The 24336-nt window shown below is 50.7% G+C and carries 21 protein-coding genes; all 21 read left to right on the plus strand.

Features of this window, described 5'->3' with window-relative positions; all coding sequences use genetic code 11:
* Positions 1-475: DUF3737 family protein (locus I6E49_RS11365; RefSeq protein ID WP_235402393.1), on the plus strand; the 475-nt coding region annotated here is incomplete at its 5' end.
* A 97-nt stretch (positions 476-572) separates the two neighbouring features.
* On the plus strand, positions 573-1895 hold the full coding sequence (locus tag I6E49_RS11370) for an ATP-binding protein (RefSeq protein ID WP_235402395.1): 1323 nt from the start codon (positions 573-575) through the stop codon (positions 1893-1895).
* Between the two features lie 153 nt (positions 1896-2048).
* Entirely contained in the window at positions 2049-3272 is a 1224-nt protein-coding gene (locus I6E49_RS11375) for a MalY/PatB family protein (RefSeq protein ID WP_235402396.1), read from the plus strand.
* 95 nt (positions 3273-3367) lie between these two features.
* Positions 3368-3520, plus strand: coding sequence for an ABC transporter ATP-binding protein (locus I6E49_RS11380; protein WP_235402397.1), 153 nt, complete (start codon positions 3368-3370; stop codon positions 3518-3520).
* Between the two features lie 32 nt (positions 3521-3552).
* On the plus strand, positions 3553-4026 hold the full coding sequence (locus I6E49_RS11385; protein WP_235402398.1) for a DUF6169 family protein: 474 nt from the start codon (positions 3553-3555) through the stop codon (positions 4024-4026).
* 291 nt (positions 4027-4317) lie between these two features.
* Positions 4318-4770: an HU family DNA-binding protein gene (locus tag I6E49_RS11390; RefSeq protein ID WP_235402399.1), complete on the plus strand. Its 453-nt coding sequence runs from the start codon at positions 4318-4320 to the stop codon at positions 4768-4770.
* A gap of 201 nt (positions 4771-4971) precedes the next feature.
* Positions 4972-7527: a mechanosensitive ion channel family protein gene (locus I6E49_RS11395; RefSeq protein ID WP_235402400.1), complete on the plus strand. Its 2556-nt coding sequence runs from the start codon at positions 4972-4974 to the stop codon at positions 7525-7527.
* 130 nt (positions 7528-7657) lie between these two features.
* Positions 7658-8245: a DUF4923 family protein gene (locus I6E49_RS11400; RefSeq protein ID WP_235402402.1), complete on the plus strand. Its 588-nt coding sequence runs from the start codon at positions 7658-7660 to the stop codon at positions 8243-8245.
* A gap of 8 nt (positions 8246-8253) precedes the next feature.
* Positions 8254-9174 carry a site-specific tyrosine recombinase/integron integrase gene (gene xerA / locus I6E49_RS11405; protein ID WP_235402404.1) on the plus strand — a complete coding sequence of 307 codons (921 nt, stop codon included), beginning with the start codon at positions 8254-8256 and terminating at the stop codon, positions 9172-9174.
* A 131-nt stretch (positions 9175-9305) separates the two neighbouring features.
* Positions 9306-12125 (plus strand): M16 family metallopeptidase, encoded by a 2820-nt coding sequence (locus tag I6E49_RS11410; protein WP_235402406.1) that lies wholly within the window; start codon positions 9306-9308, stop codon positions 12123-12125.
* A 273-nt stretch (positions 12126-12398) separates the two neighbouring features.
* On the plus strand, positions 12399-13775 hold the full coding sequence (locus I6E49_RS11415; RefSeq protein ID WP_262911550.1) for a DUF6242 domain-containing protein: 1377 nt from the start codon (positions 12399-12401) through the stop codon (positions 13773-13775).
* A gap of 20 nt (positions 13776-13795) precedes the next feature.
* Positions 13796-14479, plus strand: a complete 684-nt coding sequence (locus tag I6E49_RS11420; protein ID WP_235402409.1) for a DUF6089 family protein — start codon at positions 13796-13798, stop codon at positions 14477-14479.
* 13 nt (positions 14480-14492) lie between these two features.
* A complete protein-coding gene (locus I6E49_RS11425) occupies positions 14493-15236 on the plus strand; it encodes an isoprenyl transferase (protein ID WP_235402410.1) in 744 nt (247 codons plus the stop codon).
* A gap of 45 nt (positions 15237-15281) precedes the next feature.
* On the plus strand, positions 15282-17897 hold the full coding sequence (locus I6E49_RS11430) for a BamA/OMP85 family outer membrane protein (RefSeq protein ID WP_235402411.1): 2616 nt from the start codon (positions 15282-15284) through the stop codon (positions 17895-17897).
* An 88-nt stretch (positions 17898-17985) separates the two neighbouring features.
* Entirely contained in the window at positions 17986-18498 is a 513-nt protein-coding gene (locus I6E49_RS11435) for an OmpH family outer membrane protein (RefSeq protein ID WP_235402412.1), read from the plus strand.
* 160 nt (positions 18499-18658) lie between these two features.
* Positions 18659-19171, plus strand: coding sequence for an OmpH family outer membrane protein (locus tag I6E49_RS11440; RefSeq protein WP_235402413.1), 513 nt, complete (start codon positions 18659-18661; stop codon positions 19169-19171).
* Positions 19172-19308: 137 nt separating this feature from the next.
* Positions 19309-19812: an OmpH family outer membrane protein gene (locus I6E49_RS11445; protein WP_235402415.1), complete on the plus strand. Its 504-nt coding sequence runs from the start codon at positions 19309-19311 to the stop codon at positions 19810-19812.
* A 4-nt stretch (positions 19813-19816) separates the two neighbouring features.
* A complete protein-coding gene (gene murI, locus I6E49_RS11450; protein ID WP_235402417.1) occupies positions 19817-20659 on the plus strand; it encodes a glutamate racemase in 843 nt (280 codons plus the stop codon).
* A 466-nt stretch (positions 20660-21125) separates the two neighbouring features.
* Positions 21126-22385, plus strand: coding sequence for a methionine adenosyltransferase (metK, locus tag I6E49_RS11455; protein WP_235402418.1), 1260 nt, complete (start codon positions 21126-21128; stop codon positions 22383-22385).
* Positions 22386-22449: 64 nt separating this feature from the next.
* A complete protein-coding gene (locus tag I6E49_RS11460; RefSeq protein WP_235402419.1) occupies positions 22450-23490 on the plus strand; it encodes a DUF4271 domain-containing protein in 1041 nt (346 codons plus the stop codon).
* A gap of 93 nt (positions 23491-23583) precedes the next feature.
* Positions 23584-24330 (plus strand): uroporphyrinogen-III synthase, encoded by a 747-nt coding sequence (locus I6E49_RS11465; RefSeq protein WP_235402420.1) that lies wholly within the window; start codon positions 23584-23586, stop codon positions 24328-24330.
* The last annotated feature ends 6 nt before the right edge of the window (positions 24331-24336 follow it).

Here is a 24336-nt window from a genome sequence, read left to right on the forward strand (position 1 = left end):
GAACGTGGTGCTGCACGAGGGCACATATCCCTTCATGCACTGCCGCAACATCAAGGTTGACGGACTGCAATCGGACGCCAAATACGTGTTCCAGTACTCGCGCGACATCGAGATACGCAACGCCAAGATTGACACCAAGGACTCGTTCTGGGAGGTTGACAACGTGACCGTGTACGACTCGGAGCTCAACGGCGAATTCTTAGGATGGCATTCGCGCGGATTGCGACTGGTCAACTGCCACATCTCGGGCGAGCAGCCGCTGTGCTACGCCAAGGACCTGGTGCTTGAGAACTGCACCTTCGACCCCGAATGCGACCGCGCCTTCGAATATTCCACCCTCCAGGCGGACATACGCGGACACATCAAGAGCATAAAGAACCCCACATCGGGCAAAATAGTGGCAGACAGCATAGGCGAAGTGATAATCGACGAGAACATCAAGCAGCCTGCCGACTGTCAGATTCTGACACGCTGAAAAAGCCCCTTTATAGAACGTTAATATCAAAAATGTGCAATTTTGCCACTTTTTCATATCAAAAATGTGTAACTTTGCCGAAAAAGGATATTAACCAATGGAAATAAAGAGAGATATAATAGAGAAACTGAAAGCGTGGAAAGAGAATCCACGCCGTAAGCCCTTGGTGTTGCAGGGTGCTCGCCAGGTAGGCAAGTCGTGGGCATTGAAGAAGTTTGGCAAGGAATGTTTTGAAGACATTGTTTATATAAACTTCGACACAATGCCTGCCCTAAAAGAAGACTTCAGACGAACCAAGGTGCCGGCACAGCTCATAAGGCAGATGGAGATAATGACGGGCAAGCCGATAACTCCTTCGTCTACGCTTATAATTCTTGACGAGATACAGGAGTGTAACGATGCATTGAACAGTCTGAAGTATTTCTGCGAGGATGCTCCGGAGTATGCTGTAGTATGTGCCGGTTCGCTCTTAGGGGTGGCTTTAAATCGTTCGGGGGCTTCCTTTCCGGTAGGAAAGGTGAATTTCATGACTCTATACCCAGTGTCGTTTGCCGAATATCTCAGAGCAATTGATGCCCAGCTGTATCGTGCCTATGAGATGATAGACACCATTATGGCTGTGCCGGAGGTGATACACCAACAACTGACAGATGCCTATAAGGCGTATCTTGTATTGGGAGGTATGCCCGAAGCTGTGAGTGCGTATATTGACACCAAGGATTGGGATGAGGCTAAGGCCATACAGGACGGCATACTCCAGTCTTATTCATTAGACTTTGCCAAGCACATCAACAATAAGGACATTCCGCGAGTGTTTCAGGTGTGGGGCAATTTGCAGGACCAATTGGCACGTGAAGACAAGAAGTTCAGATATGCTGACGTTCAAAAAGGAGCCAGAGCGCGTGAGTATGAAGGAGCTATAGAATGGCTGTGTCTTGCAGGATTGGTACATCGTGTGTCGGCATTGGAAACTCCACGGCTCCCTTTGTCTGCCTACAAGAAGAGCAATGCATTCAAGCTGTATCTTAATGATGTGGGATTGTTAGGGCGTAAGTTCGACTTGGATGTGCAGACTGTATTGGCTGGAGACAATCTGTTTACCGAATTCAAGGGCGTTATGGCAGAAAACTACGTGCTGCAGTCGCTTGTTCGTCAGTTTGGCAACTCACAATACTATTGGACATCGGGCAACATGGCCGAAGTGGAGTTTGTATTACAGGCTGATGGTAAAATCATTCCGATAGAAGTGAAGGCAGATAAGAATGTAACGGCTAAGAGTCTGGCGTATTATCGTAAGCAATACACCCCTCAATTGTCTGTGCGACTTTCCACGCTCAATATGCGTAAGGATGACGATTTGCTCAATCTGCCGCTGTATCTTGTTGACAAGATGAGCCGTTTCGTCAGCGTGGCAGATTGAAATGTAGTCCTTTTGCCTTTCAAATGTAGTCCTTTTGCCCTGTAAAAGGAGTCCTTTTGCACTCCAAAACGAGTCCTTTTACAGGGCAAAAGGACTACATTTTCAGAACACATCGAATTGAGTGGTATAAACGAACCGTAAAAACAATGATTTATGACTGATTTATTACACAATACTACCGGCTGCGTGCCCTGCACCGACCAGCTTTTCACGAAGCCCACACAGCGCCGCGGCACCAACTCCTACAAGTGGGACTCGGCTCCGACTGCCGATGTCATACCCCTCTGGGTGGCAGACATGGACTTCGAGACCTATCCCGCCATAACCGAGACGTTGCAGCGTCGCGTGGCTCACGGCATATTCGGATATACACGTGTGCCCGATGCCTACTACGAGTCGGTGTGCCGATGGTTTGCAACCCGGCACCAATGGCAATTCGCGCCGTCTGACATCATATACACGTCGGGCGTAGTACCCGCCATATCAGCCGTCATCAAGGCGCTCACCCTGCCCGGCGACCAGGTGATAGTGCAGGGTCCGGTGTACAACTGCTTCTATTCGAGCATACGCAACAACGGCTGCGAGACGGTGTCCAATGCCCTTATATATAATAAGGTTGCGATGCGCTACGAGATAGACTTCGACGATCTGGACCGCAAACTCTCGCACGAGCGTGCCCGGCTGCTCCTGCTCTGCAATCCGCACAACCCCGGCGGACGTGTGTGGACACGCTCCGAGCTGACGCGTGTGGCTGAGCTGTGCCGCAAGCACGGCGTGCGCGTGGTGTCGGACGAGATACACTGCGAGCTGACGCTACACGACAACAAGTACACTCCGTTCGGGTCGCTGCCCGACGAGCTGAGCTACGGCTCCATAACCTGCTGTTCGCCCTCGAAGGCGTTCAACATAGCCGGTCTGCAGATAGCCAACATAGTGTGCCGCGACGCCCAAGTGCGCGAGCGCATCGACCGTGCCATCAACATCAACGAGGTGTGCGACGTCAATCCCTTTGGCGTTGAGGCGCTTATGGCAGCCTACACCGATGGGGGAGCGGAGTGGCTCGTTGCGCTCCGCCGCTATCTCACAGCCAACTACGAGTGGCTCCGCCAATACATGGCAGAAGCCTTGCCCCACCTGCCCGTGATGCGTATGGAGGGCACATACTTGGCTTGGGTGGACTGCTCGGCATTGGGCGTGACATCCGAAGCGATAGAAGAACGACTGCTGCGCGAGCATAAGGTGTGGGTGAATGCAGGCAGCATGTACGGCAGCGAGGGCGAACACTTCATCCGCATCAATATGGCGTGCCCGCGCGAAAGGCTCGTAGAGGGGGTGAAGCGGATAGTTGAAGGGCTGGCTGATTGGAATAAAGATTAAAGGAAAAAGTTGCGGTTGCTAAAATAATTGTGTATTTTTGCATACGACAGTTAGCATCTTGACAAATTGAACTTTTAATAAAAGGAGGAATACACATGACAAAAGAAGAGAAGAAAGCCGACTTCTTACGTCGATTCAGAGCCTCAAGAGAACGTAAGGAAGAGTACCTTTCAAAAATAGAAATGCGTATGCGTGAGGACTATCGCATTCGCACAGGCAAAGAAGCAGAATCCTTCAACGTGCTGTAATGAACAGGCTTGACATACAAAGGATTAATGCAATGGCTCCGTATCTCGTGACATTTCACGAGACAGATGAGTCGTATATATTCGTAACAGAGTCAGGCGTGGAATACTCAATAGGTTTCATGCCTGATGATTTGTTGCAGTCTGATGAATCATACGAGTTTGTAATAGCCAACTTGAATGGCAAGAAATCGCCTCGTGACAAGAAGGTGAAAGACACTATCGTTGCTATTGTTGAAGAGTTCTTCAACAGCAACTCTGCAACAATATTATATCTGTGCTCTACAAGCGACGGTAAGCAACTGACAAGAGGTCGGTTGTTTCAGAACTGGTTTGAATCGTACAAATACAGCAACCGCTTTACTATGGTAACATCAACTTTGGTTGACGAGTACGGGATAGATAATATTGCTGCACTGATAATTAGAAACGATAACCCAAGATTAGGCAAGGTTCTGGCCGAATTTGGCGAAACAATAGAGATGTTCAGTCATAAACCGACTCCTTAATAACCCTTATACCAAGAAAAAATCAACTTAAATGAAATTTTTTCTGCCAAACACTTGACATCGCTTGCGCCAGATTGTACCTTTGCAAACGTAATCAGAAACACAGTTTGCTGATGAAACGCAGAGCAGAACAAATGGATGCATCCGCCGGACCCATGTCGACCAAGTCCGCCAACTATGCTCTACCATGAAAAACACAAACAACTTAACACTTAACATTTAACACTTAACATTCAAACACAAACAACTTAACATTTAACACTTAACACTTAACATTAAAAAATCAGAATTATGGCAGTAAATTTCAAGATCTATCAGAGCAATCGTAAGGGCAACACCAACGGAAAGTTTTATGCACGTGCAGCCCATCGTGAAACAATCAACACCAAGGACCTTGCCGAGGTGATGCAGAACAACAGTACAGTGAAGCGCTCGGACATCGTTGCCGTGCTCACCGAACTCTCGGAAGTGTTGCGCCAGGAGCTGCAGCGCAGCAACAAGGTGCATATTGACGGCATCGGAACGTTCAAGGTAGGCATACGCTCGAAGGGCGCCAAGACCGCCAAGGAGTTTAATGCAACCGACAATATCGTAGGCTCGCGCATACTCTTCATGCCCGAAACCACCATCGACGCCAACGGCAACCGCGTCAAGGCGCTACTTGCCGGACTCAAGGTGAAGGAGGCTGCAAGCTACGAGAGCCTCAAGTCGAAGGAGCCTGAAACCCAGAACCCGGGCGTGTAGCACCCTATACACCCATATATACACCACAGCTTTTGGCTGAACGAAACCGCCTGCTGGCATATTTTGAGCCGTCATTGACTGACTATACGGTGAAAAATATGGCCGGCAGGCCTTTTTTGTGAGAAAAATACTATAATTTTGCACGTCAGGACAATACTCTCCCGACGTAAAAGACAAGAAATAACAACAAGCAATCAGTATATGACAACAAAAGCTTTAAGGCGCGCATTGTGTCTTGTCGTCATGCTATGCGTGGCGATGAGTGCCGGTGCCGTGCTCAAGGAGAAGAACCTCAAGTCGACACTCTCGGTGCTGCGTGCCGAACTGGAGACATCGTTTGGCGAGCAGCGACAGAACATGGCGCGCTATGCCGCATACAACCAGCAGCAGCACAAGCAGATGATCTCGCTCATGCAGCGCAGCGACCAGATAGCCCTGATGCTCTACTCGCAGAAGCAGGACTTCACGTTCGACATGACATACGCATGCCATGAAGCCACCGAGCTGTATCGCGAGTTCAGCAAGCGACGCATGCCCTACGACCGCATAATGAAGCGTATGGATGCCGAGATAGCACGCTATCAGTATCTTATGGAGACGCTCGGCAACATACCGCCGTCGCTCAAGATGCAGCAGGACATAAAGAACGGCAAGATTAAGGGCCCGAAGTACATACTCGACAAGAACGGCAAGCAGAGACAGCTGCCCTTCATGCTCGACGAGGCGGGTCAGGCCGACCGCAAGGCGTGCCTTGCCTACGCTACAGCCCTGTGCCGCAACCTGACCAACATGCGCGCCTCGGTGCAGAAGGACAACGAGCACTACCAGCGCATATCGCTACGCCTCAAGAAGGTGAACGACTATGCCATGCAGCGCTACAACGAGATACAGCACAACATATTTGTCAACGGCGACCAGAACTATCTCGAGATTATCTCCTCGATGCCTATGTCCTACCATAACGCTAAGGCGGATGTGAGCGAGAAATACAACACCGAGAAGGTGAAAACCGTCAACGGCACCGAACGACAGGTGTATTCGCAGTGGCGCGGACCGATAGTGATGGGTCTGAGCCTGTTCGTTCTGTTCTACATCATTGTGGCAGCCCTGCTGAGCAACGTGCTCGTGCGCTGGCTCGTGCCGCGCCGCTTCCGCACCGACAACTTCATGAAGAAGAAGGTGTGCCTCATACTGTTCGTCGCCATGTTCATCTTCGCCGTGTCGGTGATGGTGGCGCGCTCGTTTATGTATCACAACTTCTTCCTCATGGCGTCCAAGCTGCTCATAGAGTACGCCTGGCTGCTGTGTGCCATCTTCTTCTCGCTGCTTGTGCGCCTCACGGGCACTCAGATAAAGAGCGGTTTCCGCATCTATACGCCCATTATGCTCATGTCGTTCATCGTCATAACGTTCCGTATAGTGTTCATTCCGAACAATCTTGTGGCGCTCATCTTCCCCCCTATACTGCTCGTGTTCACACTGTGGCAGTGGAACGTCATAACGCGCCACAACGACAACATACCGCGCTCTGACATATTCTATACATGGATATCGCTGCTCATCATGACTTTCTCTACGGCATCGGCCTGGTATGGCTACGTGCTGCTGTCGGTGCAGGTGCTGATATGGTGGATGTTCCAGCTCAGTTGCATACAGACCATCACTTGCGTATACGACATGCTCGGCGTGTACGAGCGCCGATGGCTCAGCCACCGCATCCACTCCGAGAAGGAAGCCGAGAAGGCGCGCAAGGGCTCGCTGCTCAGTGTCATCACCGTAAGTCACGGCGCACACATCAACGTGACGTGGTTCTACGACTTCATATACATGGCACTGGTGCCTGTGCTGAGCGTGTTCTCGGTGCTGCTGTCGATATGGTGGGCTGCCAACGTGTTCGACCTGACCGACACGGTGTGGAAGATATTCCAGTTCGACTTCCTCAATGTCACCGGCGTGGTGCAGCTGTCGATACTGAAGCTGGTGATGGTGGGCTCGCAGTTCTTCGTCTTCCGCTATCTCAACTATCTCATCAAGTCGCTCTATCATAAGTATCACCGCTCTAAGATAGTAGTCAACGGCAAGCCCAACTTCACGCTCGCCAACAACATCATAGCCATCTGCTGCTGGGGACTCTATGCCATCATTGCCATCAAGATGCTCAAGATACCCTCGACAGCCATCTCCGTGATATCGGCAGGATTGGCTACAGGTGTGGGTTTTGCAATGAAAGACCTGCTCGAGAACTTCTTCTACGGCATATCGCTTATGACAGGACGTGTGCGTGTGGGCGACTTCATAGAGTGCGACGGCATACGTGGCAAGGTGGACAGCATCACCTATCAGAGCACACAGGTGCTTACGGCAGACGGATGCGTCATTGCCTTCCTCAACAGTTCGCTCTTCAGCAAGAACTTCAAGAACATCACCAAGAACCATTCGTACGAGATGGTGAAGGTGCCCGTGGGTGTTGCCTACGGCTCAAACGTTGAAGAAGTAAGGCAGATGCTCGTCGCTGCCGTCAAGGCGCAGGCCCGAAAGAGTGCCGACGGACGCGACGTGATAGACCTGAAGAAGCCCGTAAGTGTGGTGTTCGACGAGTTCGGCGACAACTCGGTCAATCTGTTCGTGACCTACTGGGTGCTCGTGGAGGAGAAGTTCGGAATGACCGGACAGGTGAAGGAGGCTATATACAACACGCTCAACGAACACCATATCGAGATACCTTTCCCACAGCGCGACATACATATTATTAATTAGGAATTAGGAATTAGGAGTTAGGAATTGGTTGCCTGCGGCAATTTTGAATTTTGAGTTTTGAATTTTGAATTATTCTCGGCAGCGTTTGCATTTTTGAATTAAGAATTTTAAAAAATATAGTTTTATGGTAATGAAGAATTTTAAGATTGTATTCGTGATGGCACTTATGTGCCTGTTCGCATCAAGCGTAAAGGCTCAGAGCATTGGCGACATCCTTAAGGGTGTAGTAGGTAGTGTAGTGGGCGACAAGATGACAAGCGAGTCGTCAATCAAGGGCACATGGAAGTATTCCGCACCGGCTTGTGAGTTTGAGAGCAGCAGCGTGCTGGCTCAGGCAGGAGGCAGCGCCATTGCCACAAAGATGGAGAACAAGGTGGCGCCGATACTCAAGAAGATGGGCGTCAACGGCATCGTCTACACATTCGACGGCGAAGGCAACTACACATCAAAGATAAAGAAGCGCGAAACCAAGGGCAAATATGTCTTCAACAAGGAGAACAAAACCATCACATTCACTCCCACCTATGGCAAGGCATACACCGCCTACGTGTCTACACAAGGCTCGACAATGACGCTTACATTCAATTCCAACAAGCTCATGACGGTGCTGAAGACCATCAGCAACTCTACTGCCGGACTCAGCACAAGCGCTGCCGTAATCAATTCGATTATAAAGAATTACGACGGAATGCGCCTGGGATTCGAACTCAAGAAATAATAATAGCAATGCAAAACGACGAACTTGGCGTGCTCAGACGCCGATACGTGCGCTATCTCCGACTCGAACGCGGATACTCCGACAATACGATAGAGGCATATACTCACGACATCGACTATCTGCTCAACTATCTGCGCAACGAAAACCTGAAGGTGGAGGACGTGAAACTCGAACATCTTCAGAACTTCGCTGCCGTGATATACGAGTTTGGCATCGCTTCGTCGTCGCAGGCAAGAATACTGTGTGGAGTGAGGTCGTTCTTCAAGTATCTCGTCATCGACCGCATATTAAGGGACGACCCGTCCGAACTGCTTGAGGCACCAAGCGTAGGCGAACACCTGCCCGAGGTGCTTTCGACCGAAGAAGTCGACCGCATGGAGGCAGCCATCGACCTCTCCAAATGGGAAGGCCAGCGCAACAGGGCCATCATCGAAGTGCTCTTCTCGTGTGGACTGCGCGTGTCCGAACTCGTCAACCTCAAATTCAACGACGTGTTCGAACGCGAGAAGTTCCTGCGCATCGTAGGCAAGGGCGACAAGGAACGGCTCGTGCCCATATCCGACACTGCCCTGCATGAGATACGGCTGTGGCTCTACGACCGCAATCTGATGAACGTCAAGCCCGGCGAACAGGACTATGTGTTCCTCAACAGGCGCGGTGCCCACCTCACGCGCACCATGATACTGATAATGATAAAGCGCACTGCCGACGATGCAGGCATCACCAAGACAGTGTCGCCACATACGCTGCGCCACTCGTTTGCTACCGAACTGCTCAAGGGAGGAGCCGACCTGAGAGCCATACAGGAAATGCTGGGCCACGAGAACATTAAGACAACGCAAATCTATACTCACATCGACATAACCACACTGCGCGAGGAAATTCTGACACATCACCCGCGTAACAAAAGAAAAAACACCCGTGAATAATTAATTAAAACTAAGAAACGTAGCTTTTCCATGGCTTAATGCTAGTATATCAAACTAATGTGTTAATTTTGCACGTACGCTTAATGGTATGTGTACTAAATCGAACTAAAATAAAACTAAATAAATATTTCATGAAACTCAGAAAACTTTTGGTAGCCGTCCTCGCCGTGTTTGCAGGACTAGCCCAGGCACAACAGATGCCGCCGATACCCAATGATCCTGACGTACGTGTAGGAAAACTGGATAACGGACTGACCTACTACATCCGTCACAACAACTGGCCTGAGAACCGAGCCGACTTCTACATCGCACAGAAGGTGGGCTCAATACAGGAAGAAGAGAGCCAGCGCGGATTGGCACACTTCCTTGAGCACATGTGCTTTAATGGTACAAAGCACTTCCCGGGCAATGAAGTGATTCGCTATTGCGAGAGCATCGGTGTGAAGTTCGGAGCCGACCTCAACGCTTATACTTCTATCGACCAGACCGTTTACAATATATCTAACGTTCCTACAGCACGCCAGTCGGCTCTCGACTCATGTCTGCTTATCCTCAGCGACTGGTCGAACGCTCTGCTGCTCGACCCCAAGGAGATTGACGAGGAGCGCGGAGTTATCCACGAGGAGTGGCGTCTGCGCACCAGTGCTTCTAACCGTATGTTCGAGCGCAACTTGCCAAAACTCTACCCAGGATCGAAGTATGGCGAACGCTTCCCTATCGGACTCATGTCGGTAATCGACAACTTCAAGCCGAAGGAATTGCGCGACTACTACGAGAAGTGGTATCATCCCAACAACCAGGCTATCATCGTTGTAGGTAACGTAGACGTTGACTACACCGAGAAGAAAATCAAGGAACTCTTCGGCGCGTTCAAGAATCCTGCCAACATCGCACCCGTCATTGACGAGCAGGTGCCCGACAACGCACAGCCTATCGTAATCATCGACAAGGACAAGGAGCAGACCACCAATATGGTGCAGTACATGGTGAAGCACGATGTCTATCCCGACTCGCTGAAGCACGACATGAACTACATCGTCTACGACTACGCCAAGAGCGCTGCAGTGAGCCTGCTCAACAACCGTATGTATGAGAAGGGACTCGACGCCAACTGTCCGTACGTGTCGGCAAGGGCAAGCGACGGACAGTATATCTTTGCCAAAACAAAGGACGCTTTCAGCATATCTGTAGCACCGAAGGAATTGAAGGATATGGCTGTGAGCCTCAAGGCTGCCTACACCGAGGCTCTGCGTGCAGCCAAGTTCGGATTCACCGCTACTGAGTTGGCACGCTTCAAGGAGAACTATCTCAGCCAGCTCGACCGCGCATACAGCGCCAAGGACAAGCGCACCAATGCTGCTTTGTATGCTCCGCTGCTCGGCAACTTCCTCTCTAACGAGCCTATGCCGTCAATCGAGTTCACTTATCCAGTAATGAAGCAGGTTGTGAATGCCATCCCAGTGGAGGAAATCAACAAGATGATGAAGGAAATGCTGCCCGAGAATGACAGCAACACCGTAATCATATCATTCTGCAACGAGGCTGAGGGCAATGTCTATCCTACAGAGGCTCAGCTCCTCGGTGCTATAAAGGATGCACGTTCGGCTGAAATCACAGCTTACGTTGACAACGTGAAGAACGAACCGCTCATCGCCAAGATGCCTAAGCCAGGCAAGATAAAGAGCGAGAAGAAGAGCGACAAGTTCGGCTATACTACACTCACACTCTCTAACGGTGCTACCGTATTGCTTAAGAAGACCGACTACAAGAAGGATCAGGTCATCATGAGCGCACGCGGCATCGGCGGTACAACTCTCTACGGTCCGAAGGACTATACCAACCTGCAGGTGTTTGACGCAGTAATCGGTGGTAGCGGACTCGGAGCATTCTCGTCAACCGACCTCTCAAAGGCTTTGGCTGGAAAGATAGCCAACTTCGACATCAGTCTTGGTTCGGAACTGTACACTACAGCATCGGGCGCTTCTACACCTAAGGACGTTGAGACAATGATGCAGCTTCTGTATCTCTACTTCACCAACATCAGCAAGGACCAGAAGACATTCGACAAGCTCCTTACACAGATGGAAGTGACGCTGAAGAACCGCTCGCTCGACCCGGAGACAGCGCTCAGCGACTCGCTCAATGCAACTATCTACAACCACAACCCACGTCTGGAACCGCTCACCATTGAGCGTATTAAGGACATCAATTACGACCGTATCCTCCAGATAGCAAAGGAACGTACAGCCAATGCAAAGGCTTGGACATTCACCATTATCGGCAACTTCGACGAGGCTACAATACGTCCGCTCATCTGCCAGTACATCGGCTCGCTGCCTTCAGAAGGCAAGATCGTGGCAAGCAAGCGTGAGGTTAAGCCCGTGACAGGCGTTGTGGAGAACATCTTCAAGCGCAAGCAGGAGACTCCCAAGTCGACAGCTTACATGATGTGGCACAATGAGAATATGCCGTACAATACCAAGAACGCTCTCTGCGCAAGCATCGCCGGACAGATTCTTTCAATGGAATATCTCGACAAGATTCGCGAGAAGGAGAGTGCAGCATACTCGGTTGGAGCCAACGGCGGATGCTCAGTAGGCAAGGACAACTATCGTATGTTCCAGATATTCGCTTACTGTCCGATGAAGCCCGAGAAGAAAGACGTGGCTATGCGCATCATGAACGACGAAGTGAAGAACCTCGCCAACACTTGCGACCCTGCCAAGCTGGATAAGTGCAAGGAGTATATGATCAAGTCATATCACGACTCGCAGAAGAGCAACGGCTACTGGCTCAGCATAATCAATCAGTATCAGAACCTCGGAATCGACCAGTATAGCGACTACCTGAAGACCCTTGAGGCTCTCACTCCGCAGGACATCTGCAACTATATGAAGGAATTCAACAAGTCGGGCAACCACATCACAGTGGCAATGCTGCCCGAGGAGTAAGCTCAAACGGATTTTACGCGCAAAATAACGCGATATAAGTGGACTGCAAGCATTTTACCAGCTTGCAGTCCTTTTTTTGACTAATGCGAACACAACAAAAACACTAAACAACCTTAAAAATAAGACTATTAATCAATAAATTGCATAATTATAAAGACAAAAGAAGTTCTATTTGGAGAATTCTGATTAATTTTGCAGCTAAAAACAATAAGTTAGAGTATAATGAAAAGTAAGTTCGCAGCTTTTACACTGCTGCTCGCGACAGTATTTTTGATGGCATCTTGCCTTGATAGCGACAACGATTACACATACACAGACGATTGTGCAATCTCAAGCTTCTCTGTAACGACGGCTAAACAGAAAACATTTGTGAAAACTTCAGACGGACTGCGCGACAGTCTCGTCGTGAAAGAACTGTCATTGAGCAACTATAAGTTCTATATTGACCAAATAAACGGTAAGGTATACAATCCCGACTCATTGCCATGCGGTGTTGATGCCAAGAAACTTCTGTGCTCGGTGTCCAGCAGTTCGTCAGGACTGGTGGTCATTAAGAGCACGACAAGCGACTCGCTGAACTATTTCAACTCAACCGATTCTACCGACTTCTCTGTAGATCGCGAAATCCAGGCAGTAAGCAATTCAGGACTTTCGGTGAAGAAATACACCGTACATGTGAACGTACATAAGGAACAAGCCGACTCGTTCGCATGGCATGCCACGTCTATATGCGCCGAACTGAAGAACCTGCAGGCCGTAAAGACAGCTGCTGTCAACGGAAAACTGCTGCTCCTCGGTACTGATGGCAATGCAACTCTTGTATATGCCAATGACGGAACACAATGGACAAAGTGCCAGACTAACCTCGGACACAATCTCGCAGCCGATGCTTACAAGAGTGTTGTGGCAAAGGACGACTACGTATACATAAGCGATGGTGGCAATATAGTACGCACCAACGATGGAAAGACATGGAACACCGTAGCCGAAGCTACTGGCGTGACACGTCTCGTGGCTGCGAGCCGATACAGCCTGTACGGTTATGCTTCTGACGGACGACTCATGGCTTCTAACGACAACGGCGCAACATGGGCAGTAGCCGAGGTTGACGACAACCTCTCGCTTATGCCTTATGCTGAAACTACATACGCAAGTGTTGAAATAAACGGCTATGCCAAGACCGACCGAGTTATGCTCTTCGGAACACGCAACGCTGATACATACCCCAACGACAAGTATCTTACCATCTGGGGTAAGATTGATGAGGCTGCCGACAATAGCGAAAACCAGCCTTGGGCATACTACGGTGTGTCTGAAGACAATACCCATGCAGCACCATTACTCAGCGGCATCAGCGCCGTAGCATATGATAATGGCGTGTATATGATGGGTCAGGAAGAAGGCAAGGCTCCTAAGTTCTACAAGTCATTGGACAACGGCATAACATGGCGTGAGGATACAGCTATTGTGGTTCTGCCCGCCAACTTCAACGAGAACGTAGCCGGTGCAGTCACCACAAAGGGTGTCTATGCTCTGACTGTCGACAAAAACAAGAGTCTCTGGCTTGTCAATGCACGTAACGGTATGACTTGGCGTGGACGCATCAACCGACTGGGATGGATTAAGGAGCAGACCTCTTTCGAGAACTAATACACATTATATATATAAGCATGATTAGAAACCTTGTCGTCTCACTCGCTTGTGTCATATCGGCAACGTGCCTGGCACAATCCGACTATCAATACCGTATGGAGATAGGAGCGGGCGTTGGTGTAGTGACATACCAAGGTGACTTCGGCGGAAGCCTTACCAAAAACATGCAGCCAATGGCCTCGGTGGTGTTGCGACGAGTGTTCAATCCATATATGGCGTTGAAATTTTCGGCAGCTTATGGCAAGCTGAAAGGCTCGTCGGCCGACTCCAATACATACTATCCCGACTATGCCACAACGCCATACAAGTTCAATAAGACGCTTGTTGACGCTGGCGTGACCTACGAATACAACTTCTGGCCATACGGAACAGGGCAGGACTATCGCGGAGCCAAACGCCTTACGCCGTTCATCTTTGCCGGATTGGGTGCCACATATGCCGGAGGCGATGGCGACAATGCCTTCACAGCCAATGTTCCGATAGGACTCGGCGTGAAATACAAGGCTGGCAAGAGGCTGAATGTAGCACTTGAATGGGCCGAACACTTCTCGATGAGCGACAAACTCGACGGAGTGAAAGACCCGTACGGAATAAAAAGCAGCGGACTGTTCAAGAATACCGACTGCTATTCGGCAATTCAGCTCACGCTGACATACAGCTTTATGCCTAAATGCCGAACATGCCACAACGAAGACGATTAAACAATAAGCAACAATGACCAACCAACTCGATAAAAACAATATACCACAACACATTGCCATAATAATGGACGGCAATGGACGATGGGCTACCGAACGCGGTAAACCGAGAAGCTATGGACATCAGGCAGGTGTGGAAACCGTAAGGCGAATCACATCTGAATGTACACGACTCGGCGTGAAATATCTCACTCTATACACCTTCTCTACCGAGAACTGGAACCGTCCGGAGACAGAAATAGCCGCACTTATGGGGCTTGTGCTGTCATCGCTCGAGGACGAGATATTCATGAAGAACAACGTTCGCTTCAAGGTTATTGGCGACATTGAACGTCTTCCAGCTGAAGTGCAGCGCAAACTTCAGGAAACAATCGACCATACTGCCAATAATACAGCAATGACAATGGTGGTAGCTTTGAGCTATTCGGCAAGATGGGAGATAACAAAGGCTATGAAGGATATAGCACAAAAGGCTCTCGACGGACAACTCTCTGTCGGCGACATCACCGAAGACACCGTGTCGCAAAGCCTCACTACGGCATCAATTCCCGACCCCGACCTGCTGATACGCACCGGTGGTGAACTGCGAATCAGCAACTATCTGTTGTGGCAGATAGCTTACTCCGAACTGTATTTCTGCGATACTTTCTGGCCCGACTTCAACGAAGCCGATCTGCACAAGGCCATTGCCGACTATCAGCATCGCCAACGCCGCTTCGGAAAGACCGGCAAACAGGTGGAAGCAGAAGAAAGCAAGTAATGAGTATACGCCCAGGATAAACAAGATAAAAACAATAAGAAGACAATGAATATAAGAAAGGTGTTGACCACACTCTGCATCATTGCATGCAGCATCATCGCAAAGGCGCAGGACAAAATCGTATACCCGGACATATCCTATGCCGGAACACCGCGCACAGTAGAGATTGCGGGCATCGCAGTTACTGGAGCTGAAGGCTACGAGGATTATATGCTCACGGGCATATCCGGACTGTCTATCGGACAGGAGATACAGCTGCCAGGCGACGAGATTACCGACGCTGTGAAGCATTACTGGAAGTATGGCCTGTTCTCGGAGGTGTCTATATCCGTAGACTCGCTCGTACACGACAAGGCTTATCTGCACATCCACCTGCAGATGCGTCCGCGTGTGTCAACTATCAATTACATTGGTCTGAAGAAGTCGGAGCGCACCGATATGGAGGAGAAGCTCGGACTCCTTAAAGGAGCACAGATTACGCCTAACATGATTGACCGCGCCAAGATTCTTGCCAAGAAGTATTTCGACGACAAGGGATTCAAGAACGCGGACATTCAGGTGGTGCAGCGCGATGACGTTGCGCAGAAAAACCACGTCATCCTCGATGTCATCATCGACAAGAAGGAGAAGATGAAGGTGCGCACCATCACCATCGAGGGCAACGATGCTTTGCGGGCAAGCCAGATAAAGGGCGGTCTGTTCAAGAAGGGTGCGTTCTCCAAGACTCACGAGGCGGGCAAATTGTCATCATTCCTCAAGTCGAAGAAGTTCACTCCCGAGCGTTGGAAGGCCGACAAGCAGAAACTTATCGACAAGTATAACGAGCATGGCTACCGCGACGCTGTAATCTTGAGCGACAGCGTATGGAACGTTGACGACAAGCACGTAAGCATAAATATAAAGGTAGACGAAGGCAAGAAGTACTTTGTACGAAACATAACATGGGTGGGCAACACTGTTTACAGCTCTGATTATCTTGCTTCCGTTCTCGGCATGAAGAAGGGCGACGTTTACAACCAGAAGCTTATGAACAAGCGACTCACCGAAGACGAGGACGCCGTGGGCAACAACTACTGGAACAACGGATACCTCTTCTACTCGCTTCATCCTACAGAGATAAACATCGTAGGCGACTCTATCGACCTTGAGATGCGTATCTTCGAGGGACCGCAGGCCCACATCAACCACGTACGCATCAACGGTAACGACCGTCTGTATGAGAATGTAGTGCGTCGCGAGCTTCGTACAAAGCCGGGCGACCTCTTCTCGAAGGAGGCTCTGCAGCGTTCGGCACGTGAGATTGCATCAATGGGACACTTCGATCCGGAGAAGGTCAATCCGCAGCCTGTGCCCGACCCAGAGAACGGAACAGTAGATATCAACTACGATCTTGAGCAGAAGTCGAACGACCAGATTGAGTTCTCGCTCGGATGGGGACAGACTGGTGTAATCGGACGAATCGGACTCAAGCTCAACAATTTCTCGATGCGCAACCTCTTCAACAAGAACAAGGAGCATCGTGGTATCATGCCGATCGGCGACGGTGAGGTTCTCTCTATCGGAGCACAGACCAACGGTACATACTATCAGTCGTACAACACCTCTTATTCAACCAACTGGTTTGGAGGCAAGCGACCGATACAGTTCTCGGTAGGAGCCTACTTCTCTAAGCAGACCGACGTTTCGAGCAACTACTACAACAGTGGTTACTTCAACAACTACTACAATTATATGTACGGTTATGGCAGCTACGGCAACTACAACAACTACGAGTCGTACTACGATCCCGACAAATACATCAAGTTGTTCGGTTTCTCACTGGGATGGGGCAAGCAGTTGCGCTGGCCAGACGACTACTTCCAGTTGTCGCTCTCGCTCTCGTACACACGCTATATGCTTAAGAACTGGAGCTACTTCCTCATGACCAACGGTAATTCAAACAACCTCAACCTCAGCATACAGCTGTCGCGTACATCTACCGACAACCAGTTGTTCCCACGCCGCGGTTCAGAGTTCGTAGCATCGGTTACCGTTACTCCGCCATGGTCGGCATGGGACGGCAAGGACTACGAACACCTCGCCACCAACGCTAAGTCGGCTACCTATAATAAGGAGCAGCAGGAGAAGTACCGCTGGGTAGAATACCACAAGTGGAAATTCAAGGGTCGCATGTTCACCGCACTCACAAGCGGACAGAAGTGTCTTGTGCTTATGACCCGACTCGAATTCGGATTGCTCGGCTCGTTCAACAAGTGGAAGAAGTCGCCGTTCGAAACCTACTACATGGGTGGTGACGGTATGACTGGATACTCTACATCATACGCCGAAGAGACCATCGGTCTGCGTGGATATGAGAACGGTTCGCTCACTCCATACGGCTACGAGGGCTATGCCTACGACCGCATGACACTCGAATTGCGCTATCCGTTCCTCCTTGGCAACACCACCATCTACGGCCTCGGATTTATCGAAGGTGGTAACTCATGGACCGAAACCAAGAAGTTCAACCCGTTCGATATGAAGCGCTCGGCAGGTATTGGTGTGCGCATCTTCCTCCCGATGGTAGGATTGATGGGTATCGACTGGGCTTACGGCTTCGACAAGGTGTTCGGCACCAAGGGCGGTTCGCAGTTCCACTTCATCCTCGGTCAGGAGTTCTAATCCTTTTGCCTGAACGGCAGAAGGAGCGAGGAATTAAGAGCCAGGAGTTAGAAATAAGGAATTGAATGATAATATAATTGTTAAAGATATGAGGAAATTAATGCTTATCTGCCTCTTTGCCATAACGGCATTGACGGCAAGTGCGCAGAAGTTTGCGCTGCTCGACATGGAATACATTCTGAAGAACATTCCGGCATACGAGCGTGCCAACGAACAACTCAACCAGGTGTCGAAGAAATGGCAGGCCGAAGTTGAGGCGCTCAACACCGAGGCTTCAACGCTCTACAAGAACTACCAGAATGAGAAGGTGTTCCTTTCGGCAGAACAGAAGAAAGACCGCCAGGAGGCAATAATGAAGAAGGAGAAGGAGGCAAGCGACCTTAAGCGCAAGTACTTCGGACCCGAAGGCGAGCTGTTCAAGAAGCGCGAGAGCCTCATGTCGCCCATTCAGGAGGAGATATACACAGCGGTGAAGGAGATATCCGAACTGCGTGGCTACTCGCTCGTGCTCGACCGTGCTTCCGACTCAGGCATAATATTCGGTTCGCCCAAGATTGACATCAGCAACGAAGTGCTGCAGAAGCTCGGCTATGGAATTTAGAATTAGGAATTAGGAATTTTGAGTTGTTCTCGGCTTTGCCTGCGATTTTGAATTATTCAATTTGAATTGTTAGGCTTTGCTGATTCGGAATTAGGAATTTGTAATTTTGAAAATTCATTTATAGAGTTTGGAAAATAATTAATAACAAAAAAAATAGAAAATGAAAAAGCTTATCTTAATGCTTATGTTGTGCATGCCATTGGCAACATTCGCACAGAAATTCGGACACGTTAACGCACAGGACATCATGCAGTCAATGCCTGAGTTCATCAAGGCTCGTGGCGAGGTGGAAGCCGCTGCCAAGCAGTATGACAACGACCTCAAGGCTATGCAGGACGAGCTCCAGCGCAAGGCCCAGGACTACGACAAGAACGCCTCGACAATGAACGAGACCAAGAAGAAGGAGACAGAGGAAAGTCTCCAGCAGATGTATCAGAAGATACAGCAGACCGCCCAGGACAACCAGCAGGCTCTCGCCAAGCTCCAGCAGGAGAAGATCAGCCCTATCACCAACAAGCTCGTTGAGGCTATCAAGGCTGTAGGCAAGGCTGGCGGTTATGTTTACATCATGGACATCACATCAGGCATACCTTACATCAGCGACACTCTCAGCAAGGATGTTACTGCCGAGGTTAAGGCCCAGCTCAACAAGCCGGCTGCTGCCAAGAAGTAATTGATTGTTTCAACAGATACAACAACAAGGAGGCTATGGCGTATAAGCCGCAGCCTCCTTTTTTGCTTTCAAGCCAAATACAGCGTAAGGAGACGGCTACTCCATTTATTCCAAGAATCCCAAAAGCGACAACATTTATGAAGAAATTATTCTTACTACTCTTCGTGCTTGCCCTTCCGTTGCTGGCGAGTGCGCAGATACGGTTCGGTGTTTGCAGTTACAGCACCTTACTGAAGTCGATGCCCGAATATCTCATGGCGCAACGCAGTATAGACGACCTGCGCCAGAAGTACGAGAGCGAGATGAAACGCTCTGAACAGGAGTTCAATGCCAAGTATGAGGAGTTTCTCGACGAGCAACGCGACCTCGTTCCGGCAATCCTTCGCAAGCGTCAGACCGAGATACAGGAAATGATGGAGAAGAACGTAGCCTTCAAGCAGGAGGCACAGCGACTGCTCAAGCAGGCTGAGACCGACGCCCTTGCTCCCGTCAAGCTCAAGCTCAACGAGGCTGTTGCAAAGGTAGGGGCGCAGCAGGGTTATGCCTTCATACTCAACACCGACGGCGACGCCTGCCCGTACATCAACCCCGAGATGGGCGAGGACGCCACCGAGGCAATCAAGGCCCAACTAAACCCGTAGCCGTATGATGACCTTTCCGCAACAACCAGGCCCCATCGGCGTGTTCGATTCGGGCTACGGCGGACTGACCGTGCTGCACGGCATACGCCAGCTACTGCCGCAATACGACTACATGTATCTCGGCGACAACGCCCGCGCACCCTATGGCTCGCGCTCGTTTGAAGTGGTCTACCAGTTCACAAGGCAGGCCGTGCTCAAGCTGTTCTCCATGGGTTGCCATCTCGTGATACTCGGATGCAACACCGCATCGGCAAAGGCTCTGCGCACCATACAGCAGCGCGACCTGCCCATGCTCGACCCTTCGCGCCGCGTACTGGGCATAATCCGCCCAACGGCAGAGACGATAGGCAATCTGACCGAGTCGCGCCACATCGGCGTGCTCGCCACCGAGGGCACCATAAAGAGCCAGTCGTACTCGATGGAGATACGCAAGCTGTTTCCCGACATACACGTCTCGGGCGTGGCATGTCCGCTTTGGGCAGCCATAGTTGAGGCAGGCGAGGCCGACTCGCCCGGTGCCGACTACTTCGTGAAGAAGCGCATCGACCAGCTCATGCGCAAGGATCCGCTCATCGATACCATCATACTCGGCTGCACACACTATCCGTTGCTGATGAGTTCGGTAGTGAAGAATGTGCCCAAAGGCGTACGCATCATGTCGCAAGGCACATACGTGGCAAATTCGCTTGCCGACTATCTGAAGCGTCATCCCGAAATGGAGCGCAACATCACGCAAGGCGGAACGTGCCGCTATCTCACCACCGAGAGTGAGGAACGCTTCAGCGAGACAGCCCGCATATTCCTGCACGAGGACGTAACGGTGAATCATGTCGACCTGACAGAATAGTCCATTGCCCTGCAAAGGCAAAAGCATTTGTCAATCTATGCTTTAGCCTTTGCAGGGCATTTTTTGGGGCTCATCCGGAAAATGTAGTCCTTTTGCATTCCAAATGTAGTCCTTTTGCACTCCAAAAGGAGTCCTTTTAGCAGGCAAATGTAGTCCTTTTGGGAGGCAAAAGGAGTCCTTTTGGAAAGCATGCCGATTATTGTTTGACTGAAGTTTCGCAATCGAAAGTAGTCAAGAAGTTCAGTTATTTAACAGGAAATATTGCTTTATCTCAAAATAAAGCAGTACCTTTGCACCCGATTTGATAAATGTATAACTCTGTGGAAGAATTTGGCTGCTTGCAACCACACTAAAAAATGCTAAAACTGCACACTCCAACTATGCGCCGGTGCGCACAGACAGAACAGGTTGGATAGCGGTAATTGGTGTTTTTCCACTAATTTTTTAATTTTAAAATTTGGAAAAAATGAATTATCTTTTTTCATCAGAATCAGTTTCAGAGGGCCATCCCGACAAAGTGGCCGACCAGATTTCAGACGCTCTTGTTGACCAGTTCCTCGCCTACGACGCGAACGCACACTGCGCCATCGAGTCGTTCGTCACAACAGGCCAGGTGGTAATCATGGGCGAGGTGCGCTCAGAAGCCTACATCGATCTGCAGACCATCGCACGCAAGACCATCAACCAGATTGGCTACAACAAGTCAGAATACCAGTTCGACGGCAACTCCTGCGGCGTGCTCACTGCCATACACGAGCAGAGCGACGACATCAACCGCGGTGTAAGCCGTGCCGAGGAGGAAGAGCAGGGAGCCGGCGACCAGGGAATGATGTTCGGCTATGCCACCAACGAGACCGAGAACTATATGCCCGTGACGCTCGACCTGGCACAGCTCATCATGCGCGTACTTGCCGACATACGCAAGGAGGGCAAGCAGATGACCTATCTGCGCCCCGACTCAAAGAGCCAGGTCACTGTAGAATACTCAGAAGAAGGCATACCGCAGCGCATCGACACCATCGTAGTGAGCACCCAGCACGACGAGTTTGACGACGACGACGAACGCATGCTCGCCAAAATCAAGGACGACGTGCTCAACATCCTCATGCCACGCGTCAAGGCCGAGATACACAGCGAGAAGGTGCTCGCACTCTTCGGCGACGACATCAAGTACTTCGTCAACCCCACCGGCAAGTTCGTCATCGGCGGACCTCACGGCGACACCGGACTCACCGGACGCAAGATCATCGTCGACACATACGGCGGCAAGGGCGCACACGGCGGCGGAGCGTTCTCGGGCAAGGACCCCTCTAAGGTAGACCGCTCGGCAGCATACGCCGCACGCCACATAGCCAAGAACATGGTAGCGGCAGGCGTAGCCGACGAAATGCTCGTGCAGGTGAGCTACGCCATCGGCGTGGCAGAGCCCGTCAACATCTATGTCAACACCTACGGACGCTCACGCGTACAGATGAGCGACGCCGAGATAGCGCAGAAGATAAGCAAGCTCTTCGACCTCCGTCCGAAAGCAATCGAGCGCACACTCAAGCTGCGCCAGCCCATCTATCGCGAGACAGCAGCCTACGGACACATGGGACGCAAGAACGAGATTGTCGAGAAGACATTCACATCGCGCTACCACGACACCAAGGTCATGAAGCTCGAACTCTTCACATGGGAGAAGCTCGACCGCGTCGACGACATCAAGAAGGAATTCGGACTGTAATACTTCAAGCCGGGCGTGCCACAAGGCATGCCCGGCAAACATATACCAACCAACCCACAATTAAATGATTCACACAGCTTCTGACTCCATACACGTAGAGGAAATAGTGCTCGGCGAAGACGGACAGCCCGTAGCCGCACCCCAGCAGCGCCAGCACTTTCAGCCCACGCCCGCACAAGTGCTGTCGTGGCTGCCGCGGAACGCCACACCCGAGCAGCAAGACTCCGCCATTCAGGCCAATATCAAACCCTCGGAGATAACATGGAGCCAGCAGCCCGACACGCTGCATCTGCCCGGACACAGCAAGGGCAAGTCGTGGCGCGACGTGAACATGCCCAAGTACTACCGCGAGTCGTACTTCACCGGCAAGCCCTTCTTCCATCCCGAACTCTTCGGCGGACGACTCGGAGTGGCAGGCGACCCCGTACCCTACAGCATAGCGCGCGACAACGTCATAACACTACTGCTGCTCGGATGCTTCGTGCTCGCCCTCATAGCCTACGCCAAGTCCAAAGGATTCATACTGCGCCAGGCCAAAGACTTCTTCCGTCCGCCCCACAACGAGAAGCTGACATCCATCAGCGAGACATCAGGCGAACTGCGTTTCCAGCTCTTCCTCGTGCTCCAGAGCAGCCTGTTGATGGCACTCATATTCTTCTTCTACGTACAGCGCAACATCACTGACACATTCATCATCGACCAATACCAGGCCATCGGAGTGTTCGCAGCCATCATCACCGCATACGCCATGCTCAAAGCCGTGGCATACAGCGTCACAGGATGGGTGTTCTTCGACCGGCGCCGCAACGACCTGTGGATGAAGTCGTTCCTCTTCCTGCTCGCAATGGAGGGAGTATGCATATTCCCTATAGTGATGCTGCGGGCCTACTTCGATATGCCCGTACACACGACACTCCTCAGCACCGCCATAGTGCTCGGCATATTCAAATTGCTGTCGCTTTACAAGTCATATCTCATCTTTTTCAGAAACGGAGGCCATTCTCTGCAAATTTTTTTGTACTTTTGCACACTTGAAATAATACCCCTTGCGATGCTCATCGGAGCACTCATGATAACAACGGCAAACCTGAAGGTGGATTACTGACAAAACGCCTGCTCAACAAGCCCCGCACCCCTCGCCCCAAAGGCACAATGACAATTACGAATAATCACGACATACTTACATATACAAAGAGAAATGATTAAGAAGATTCTGATATCCCAGCCCGAACCGTCAAGCGAGAAATCACCCTACTTCGATATCGCCAAGGACTTTGGCGTAGAACTCGTGTTCCGCCCGTTCATCAAGGTCGAGGGATTGAGTCCCAAAGAATTCCGCCAGCAGAAGATCAGCCTGCTGGACTTCACAGCCGTAGTCTTCACATCGCGCCACGCCATCGACAACTATTTCAACCTCGCCAAGGAGATGCGCATCACAATCCCCGAGGACATGAAATACTTCTGCGTCACCGAAACCATCGCACTCTACATACAGAAGTACGTGCAGTACCGCAAGCGCAAAGTGTTCTTCGGCACAACCGGCAAGATCGACTCGCTCATACCAACCATGGTGAAGCACAAGACCGAAAAGTATCTCGTGCCGCTCAGCTCTGTACACAACGACGACATCGAACGCCTGCTCGACGCCAAGAAACTGCACCATAAGGAATGCGTGATGTACCGCACCGTAAGCAACGACTTCACCGAAGAAGAAGCCAAGTCGTTCGACTGCGACATGCTCGTATTCTTCAGCCCTTCAGGCATCAAGGCGTTCACCAAGAACTTCCCTGAATTCACTCAGGGCGACGTTCGCATCGCCACATTCGGACCCGCTACAGCCAAGGCCGTGACCGATGCCGGCTACCGACTCGACCTCGAAGCACCCACCAAGGAATTCCCTTCGATGACAGGAGCGCTGCAGCACTATCTGGAGAACAACAAGTAAGTTGAG

Source organism: Leyella stercorea (assembly GCF_021531655.1).

Coding starts and splice junctions, on each gene's coding strand:
- I6E49_RS11380 (WP_235402397.1), top strand. CDS start 3,368: ATGACAAAAGAAGAGAAGAAAGCCGACTTCTTACGTCGATTCAGAGCC.
- I6E49_RS11415 (WP_262911550.1), top strand. CDS start 12,399: ATGGCATCTTGCCTTGATAGCGACAACGATTACACATACACAGACGAT.
- I6E49_RS11420 (WP_235402409.1), top strand. CDS start 13,796: ATGATTAGAAACCTTGTCGTCTCACTCGCTTGTGTCATATCGGCAACG.
- I6E49_RS11385 (WP_235402398.1), top strand. CDS start 3,553: ATGGCTCCGTATCTCGTGACATTTCACGAGACAGATGAGTCGTATATA.
- I6E49_RS11430 (WP_235402411.1), top strand. CDS start 15,282: ATGAATATAAGAAAGGTGTTGACCACACTCTGCATCATTGCATGCAGC.
- I6E49_RS11435 (WP_235402412.1), top strand. CDS start 17,986: ATGAGGAAATTAATGCTTATCTGCCTCTTTGCCATAACGGCATTGACG.
- xerA (WP_235402404.1), top strand. CDS start 8,254: ATGCAAAACGACGAACTTGGCGTGCTCAGACGCCGATACGTGCGCTAT.
- I6E49_RS11465 (WP_235402420.1), top strand. CDS start 23,584: ATGATTAAGAAGATTCTGATATCCCAGCCCGAACCGTCAAGCGAGAAA.
- I6E49_RS11375 (WP_235402396.1), top strand. CDS start 2,049: ATGACTGATTTATTACACAATACTACCGGCTGCGTGCCCTGCACCGAC.
- I6E49_RS11400 (WP_235402402.1), top strand. CDS start 7,658: ATGAAGAATTTTAAGATTGTATTCGTGATGGCACTTATGTGCCTGTTC.
- I6E49_RS11425 (WP_235402410.1), top strand. CDS start 14,493: ATGACCAACCAACTCGATAAAAACAATATACCACAACACATTGCCATA.
- I6E49_RS11460 (WP_235402419.1), top strand. CDS start 22,450: ATGATTCACACAGCTTCTGACTCCATACACGTAGAGGAAATAGTGCTC.
- metK (WP_235402418.1), top strand. CDS start 21,126: ATGAATTATCTTTTTTCATCAGAATCAGTTTCAGAGGGCCATCCCGAC.
- I6E49_RS11445 (WP_235402415.1), top strand. CDS start 19,309: ATGAAGAAATTATTCTTACTACTCTTCGTGCTTGCCCTTCCGTTGCTG.
- I6E49_RS11440 (WP_235402413.1), top strand. CDS start 18,659: ATGAAAAAGCTTATCTTAATGCTTATGTTGTGCATGCCATTGGCAACA.
- I6E49_RS11390 (WP_235402399.1), top strand. CDS start 4,318: ATGGCAGTAAATTTCAAGATCTATCAGAGCAATCGTAAGGGCAACACC.
- I6E49_RS11410 (WP_235402406.1), top strand. CDS start 9,306: ATGAAACTCAGAAAACTTTTGGTAGCCGTCCTCGCCGTGTTTGCAGGA.
- I6E49_RS11395 (WP_235402400.1), top strand. CDS start 4,972: ATGACAACAAAAGCTTTAAGGCGCGCATTGTGTCTTGTCGTCATGCTA.
- I6E49_RS11370 (WP_235402395.1), top strand. CDS start 573: ATGGAAATAAAGAGAGATATAATAGAGAAACTGAAAGCGTGGAAAGAG.
- murI (WP_235402417.1), top strand. CDS start 19,817: ATGATGACCTTTCCGCAACAACCAGGCCCCATCGGCGTGTTCGATTCG.